At 69.2% G+C, this 5,742-nt stretch carries 5 protein-coding genes; 3 read left to right on the plus strand and 2 right to left on the minus strand.

Going from position 1 to position 5,742, the window contains the following annotated elements; translation table 11 throughout:
- On the minus strand, positions 1–1,806 hold a 1,806-nt coding region (locus VFS34_11760; GenBank protein ID HET9795129.1), incomplete at its 3' end, for a tetratricopeptide repeat protein.
- A gap of 75 nt (positions 1,807–1,881) precedes the next feature.
- Here VFS34_11760 and VFS34_11765 point away from each other — a divergent pair.
- The 3 genes from VFS34_11765 to VFS34_11775 are packed head-to-tail and all read left to right on the plus strand — an operon-like array spanning position 1,882 to position 4,527.
- The gene (locus VFS34_11765; GenBank protein HET9795130.1) at positions 1,882–3,225 is read left to right on the plus strand and encodes a hypothetical protein; all 1,344 of its coding nucleotides are present in this window, start codon (positions 1,882–1,884) and stop codon (positions 3,223–3,225) included.
- Between the two features lie 59 nt (positions 3,226–3,284).
- Entirely contained in the window at positions 3,285–3,581 is a 297-nt protein-coding gene (locus VFS34_11770; GenBank protein ID HET9795131.1) for an HU family DNA-binding protein, read from the plus strand.
- A gap of 46 nt (positions 3,582–3,627) precedes the next feature.
- Positions 3,628–4,527: a site-2 protease family protein gene (locus tag VFS34_11775; protein HET9795132.1), complete on the plus strand. Its 900-nt coding sequence runs from the start codon at positions 3,628–3,630 to the stop codon at positions 4,525–4,527.
- Between the two features lie 33 nt (positions 4,528–4,560).
- Here VFS34_11775 and VFS34_11780 read toward each other — a convergent pair.
- A partial coding sequence (locus VFS34_11780) for a polysaccharide biosynthesis C-terminal domain-containing protein (protein HET9795133.1) occupies positions 4,561–5,742 on the minus strand: 1,182 nt, incomplete at its 5' end.

Genomic DNA, 5,742 nt, shown 5'->3' on the forward strand with positions numbered 1-5,742 from the left:
CACGGCCTCCGCCATCTGCCCGCGCCGCGCCTCGAGGTCGCCGAGATGCTCCTGCACCGTCGCGTCCGCGGGGATCTTCGCCGCGGCGCGGGAGAGGAACTTCTCGGCCTCCCGGAGATCGTTCATCCGGAAACAGACCCACCCGAGAGAATCGAGGTAGGCGCCGTTCTGCGGGTCGAGGGCCACCGCGCGTTCGAGCATGCGGCGCGCCTCCGGGAGCTTGATCCCCTTGTCGGCGTACATGTATCCGAGATAGTTCAACGTGTTGGCGTCGTCGGGACGGATCTTCAGGATCTGCTCGAAAATGCCCGCCGCCTCGTCGATCCTGCCCGTGCGCTCGAGCGCGGAGCCCCGCCGGAACATCAGGTCGACGTTCCCCTCGAACCGTTCCAGCGCGGTCGCCGCGATCTTCGCCGAAGCGTCCCAGTCCTTGAGCCGTTCGCGCGCGTCCGCGGCCGCCAGGACGTCCGCCGCGATCCCGGACGCGGCGAGCTCCGCGAGCTTCTTCTCCCCCTCCGCCTTCGCGCCGGAGCGGATCTCGAACTCCGCGACCGCACCCTTCCAGTCGGGATTCGCGGGCTCCGCTTCCGCGGCCTTCTTCGCCCAGGCGAGACCCTCGCCGGGCTTCTTCTCCTCGCGCGCCCGCTCGAGCAGCACGCCCAGAGAGCGCTCCGCCACGCCGCCCTTCCCGATCGCCGTGTCGGCGGCGAGCTTCTTCGCCTCCTCGAAACGCCGGTCGCGATAGAGGAGCCCGGCGATCTCGGATCGAACGTCTCGCGCGAGCTCCGGTTTCGGCGGGTTCCCGAGGTGGTCGACGAATTTCTGGAGGACGGCGATCGCCTCCGGCCCCTTCCCTTCGCCCGAGAGCTGGAAGGCGAGCGTCAACGCCGCGGTGGGATCGTCGGGATCCTCCGAGATCAGCTTCACGAGCATCGCCGCCGATTCCTCGGAGCGCCCCTGCGCGTCGATCGCGGCGGCGAGCGTCCTCCGGGCGGCGCGGTCTTCCGGGCGCGCCGCGACGATCGCCCGAGCCTCCTGCTCCGCGTCCGCGAAGCGGCCGGCGCGAAGGAGGTCGAGCGCGATCCGGTCGCCGACGGCCGCGTTGTCCGGCTCCGCGCGCCGGAACTTCCGAAGGAGGTCCACCGCCCGGCCGAAGTCACGCTGCGACTCCCAGAAGGAGATCGCGGACGCGAGCGCGTCCCGATCCGTCGGATCGGACGCGATCCACCGATCGTAGTCCTGCCGGGCCTCCGCGTCGGCCCCCCGCTTCTCGTCCGCTTCCGCGCGAACCTTGATGGCGGCGGGGTTGTCGGCGAGACCGGGAACGTCGTCGAGCACGGCACGCGCGAGGTCGGGGCGGCCGGACAGGATGTGGGCCCGGGCGAGCGCCGCGGCGGTGCCGGGATTCTGGGGAGAGAGCTTGTGCGCCCGTTCGAGGGCCGCGACGGCGGCCGGTACCCGGGCCGGGTCCTTCTCCGCCGCTCCCAGGTCGATCGCGCCTTCGAGCCGCCACGCCGGTTCCAGCGTCGGATCGAGCTCCGCCGCCTTCGCGGCCTCTTTCCTCGCGTCGTCGTCGACGCCCATCTGCTGCAGCAGGACCGCGAGCTCGAAGTGGACGGTGGGGTCCTCGGGCGCGAGCGCGGCCGCCTTCCGGAAATCGGCGAGCGCCTGTTCGTACCTCCCGTCGGCCTCCGCCATCTTCGCGGACAGGAAAGCCGCGCGAAGCCCGACGACGGGGTCCTCCTCCGCGAAAAGCGGCGCCGCTCCCGCAGCGAGGACCAGCAAGAACAGCCATTTTCCTCTCACTCGGTCAGAATAACACGCGGGCCCGCGCGCTTCTTCCGCTTCCGTGAAACGCCGCGATTCGGGATAATGGTCGGAGTGCAAAAGCTCGGGGAGGCTCTCCTTTCGGTCGGCGCGCTCACGGCCGGCACCCTGAATCGGGCCCTCATGCTCCAGCGGTCGACCGGGGGGCGGCTCGGCACGATCCTTCTCGAACAGGGACTCGTCACGGAAGAAACGCTCGCCCGGGCGCTCGCGAAAGTGACCGGCCGGAACTACGCGCACTGGGACCGCCTCAAGGCCGCTTCGCCGGACGTGTTCACGTTGATTCCCGCGAAAATCGCGCTTCGGACGTTCGCGATTCCCTTCGATCGGGAGGGACGCGTGATCCGCTTCGCCATGCGGGATCCCAACGATCTCGCCGCGGAGGACGAGCTCGCGCTCGTCACCGGAAAGAGGGTGGAGCCGTGGGTGTCCACCGAGTTCCGGATCGCGGAGGCCCTCGAGCGGTTCTACGGCGAGCGGCGCTCGGCGCGCTTCCGCGTCCTCTCCGAACGAATCGAAAGGGGCATCAAGCCCGCGGGGACGCCGCCCGCACCCCCTCCCCCGCCCCCCGACCTTCGCGGCGGAGAGCGGACCGGTCCCGTCACGGACGTCACGCCCAACCCCGCCCGGAACTCGGACGTCTGGCGAATCACCCGGGAGTCCTCCGACGAAATCGAGATCGCGACCTGGCGCCCGGTCCCGTTCGCGCGCCCTTCGACCCCGACCCCGGCCGGGGAGCTCGAGTTCTCGATCGACGAGCACGAGGAGCCGGCCGCCGAAACGGCCGCCACCACCGGGGATTCCTCCCTCGCGCCGCAGGCCGGCGAGCCGTCCCCCGCCGCAAAGGCCCGCGCCGGCCGGAAGAAGGAAGCCGCCAGACCGGCGCCCCCTCCTCCCCCGGCTCCGATTTCGCTCGACGAGGCGCGAGACCGGATTCTCTCGGCGCAGGCGCGGGACGACATCGCCGAGGCGGCCCTCGACCACCTCGCGGGGACGTCTCCGCTCGTCGCCCTTTTCATCGCCCGAAAGGACGACGTCATCGGCTGGCAGGCCCGGGGCGAGGGAGTTTCCCGGAGCACTCTCCGGTCGGTCGCGATTCCGTTCACCTCCCCGTCGATCTTCCTGAACGTGAAGCTCTCGGGAACCCCGTACCAGGGAGTGCTACCCGATCTGCCGTCCCATGAAGAGCTCGTCAAGGGGCTCGGACGCCTCCCCGTCCGATGCGCCGTTTACCCGGTTTCGCTGAAGAAGCGGGTCGTCGCCTTCATGCTCGTGGAGCTCCCCGATGGCGGCCTCTCGGCGGCGGCCAAGGAGGACCTGGCCGCCCTCGCCGGCGCGATGGCCGAGGGTTTCGCGGCCCTGATCCTGCAGCAGCGGGGGCGGGCCGAGTCCGCTTGACCCTCCGAAAGGACTTGATTACACTCAAGATATCCGGAAACTCCATGAGGGCTTGACCGATGATCAAAGCGGATATCGTGGACCGTCTCTTCGAAGAAGCATCGATTCCCCGGCCGAAGGCGATCACGGCCGTCGAAACCGTCATCGACGCGCTTCGCCAGGCACTCGGATCGGGTGATCGCATCGAGCTTCGCGGCTTCGGGGTCTTCGAGGTGAAACGACGGAAGCGCGGAATCGGCCGCAACCCGAAAACCGGAGTCGAGGTCGCGATCCCTCCCGGAAACACGATCCGATTCAAGCCCGGCAAGGAGCTTCGCGACATGCGCGACGACTCCGCGTCGGGATCCCCCTCCTGATCCCGGGCGCCTTTCCGGAATGAGGTTCTTCGGAGGGCGGCATCGATTGCCCTCCTCCCCGGCGTTCCATCTCCTCCTCCTCGCCGCGACGGCCGTCACGACCACGATCGTCCCGTTCGGGAGCGGGTTCGGGCTCCTCTCGGATCGTCCCCTCTCCGAGAGCCTGCTCGACCCGAAGATGTGGCGGATCGGCGCATCGTTCTCGATCCCCCTGCTCGCGATCCTCGGCATCCACGAGCTCGGCCACATGGTCGCCTGCCGGCGCTACGGACTGCCGGCGACCTACCCGTACTTCATCCCCGCGCCGGTCGGAATCGGGACGTTCGGAGCGATCATCCGGATCCGCGCGCCGATCACTTCGCGAAAGACGCTCTTCGACGTCGGCGCGGCGGGGCCGCTCGCGGGTTTCGTGGTGGCGGTGCCGATTTCCGTCTGGGGCATCGCGATCTCGCAGGTCACGACGACGGCTCCCTCGGGCGAATACCTCGACTTCGGCGAACCTCTCCTGTTCCGGGTGATCGAGCGCGTCGTCCATCCGGGGATGGTCCCCGGATCGGACCTTCTGCTCTCTCCACTCGGCTTCGCCGGGTTGTTCGGCCTCCTCGTCACGGCGTTGAACCTCCTGCCGCTCGCGCAGCTCGACGGCGGGCACATCCTCTACGCCGCCGCGGGCAAGGCCCAGCGCACGATCGGGATCGCTCTCTTTCTCGCGCTCGTCGGCCTCGCCTTCCTCTGGCCGGGCTGGATCGTCTGGGTGCTCGTCGTGCTCGTCATGGGAATCGCCCATCCGCCCACCGCCGACCCGGACGAACGGCTCGACGCGAAGCGGCGGGTCCTCGCTGTCGTGTGTCTGCTGGTCTTCCTGCTCTCGTTCACGCCGGTCCCGGTCCGGGTCGCTCATTCCGCGCCTGCGCATCCCAAGCCGCCGAAGACCTATCGGTTGTGATCGGACTCCGCCCGGGGTCCCGCGGCGGGCTTCCTATCGGTCCTTCTCTTCCGCGATGACCGGGCCCTCTGCCGGCACCGGCGCGCGCCGCCCGAACATCCGGCGGAAGAAGGCGATCTCCTCCGGGTTGAAGAAGCCGCCGAGGCGCAGGAGGACGAATGCGGCGGCGATCAGGAGGCCCTGGAGAACGAGGCTTCCGGCGAGCTTCCCGGCCGCGTATACGCCCGCGGTCACCAGGGCGAGCCGGCCGAGCCTTCCCCACTCGTACCGGATCGGAAAGGTCTGCTGGGAAAACACGAACATCGCGGCCGCCATCACCGCGTAGGCGGCGAGCGTCGCGTAGGCCGCGCCGAGGATTCCGAAGAGGGGAACCCACCAGAGATTCGTCGCGACGTTGACGGCCGCGCCGAGGCCGGTGACGATCGGAAGCCGGCTCGTCCTCTCGCGGATGTAGATCCCCGCGATGAAGTTGGTCGCGAACATCTGAAAGACGTACGCGAGCAGGACGACCGGGATGACGCCCGTCCCCGAGAGATAGTCGCGGCGGAGAAGCGAGTGGCCGATCCCGGGGATCGGGACCGCGACGAGGACCGGGAGGAAGAACGCGAGCGCGAGAAAGGCGAAGAGCGAGAGCGCCGCGGTGTACGTCAGCACGCGCGCGAGGAGCGCCTTCGAACGGTCCCCGTCGGTCGCGTACTGCCGGAGGAAGAAGGGGCGCCACGCGTAGTCGAAAACCGAAACCAGGACCATCATCGCGAAGCCCATCCGGTAGTTCGCCTGGTAGACGCCGAGCTCCGAGAAGCCCCGCAGGCGCTGCACGATCGGGCGATCGATGACCTGCACCATCATCGCCCCGAGGTACGCGGGCACGTTCGCGAGCCCGAACGGGAGCATCTTCGCCAGGACCCGGCGGTCGAAGCGCGGAGCCAGCCTTCCCGCGATCGCGGGAAGGACCGCGAAGAACGTGGCCGCCGACGCGATCGCGTTCGCGCGGAAGATGCCGACGACTCCCCACCGGAAGCGGAGGAGGAAGAGGAAATTGAGCGCGAGAGTCAGGAGGATGTTGCCGATCCGGATCGCCGCGAACGTTTTCGCACGATGCTCGAGGCGCAGCGCGGCGAACGGCAGCACCGCGAGCGCATCGAACAGGAGAATCGCGGCGCCGAGCCGAAGGATCGACAGGAGGAGCGGGAACACGGTGCGCACGTCGTGGCT

This window comes from Thermoanaerobaculia bacterium, assembly GCA_035717485.1.
GTDB lineage: Bacteria > Acidobacteriota > Thermoanaerobaculia > UBA5066 > DATFVB01 > DATFVB01.

Coding starts and splice junctions, on each gene's coding strand:
- VFS34_11770 (HET9795131.1), top strand. CDS start 3,285: ATGATCAAAGCGGATATCGTGGACCGTCTCTTCGAAGAAGCATCGATT.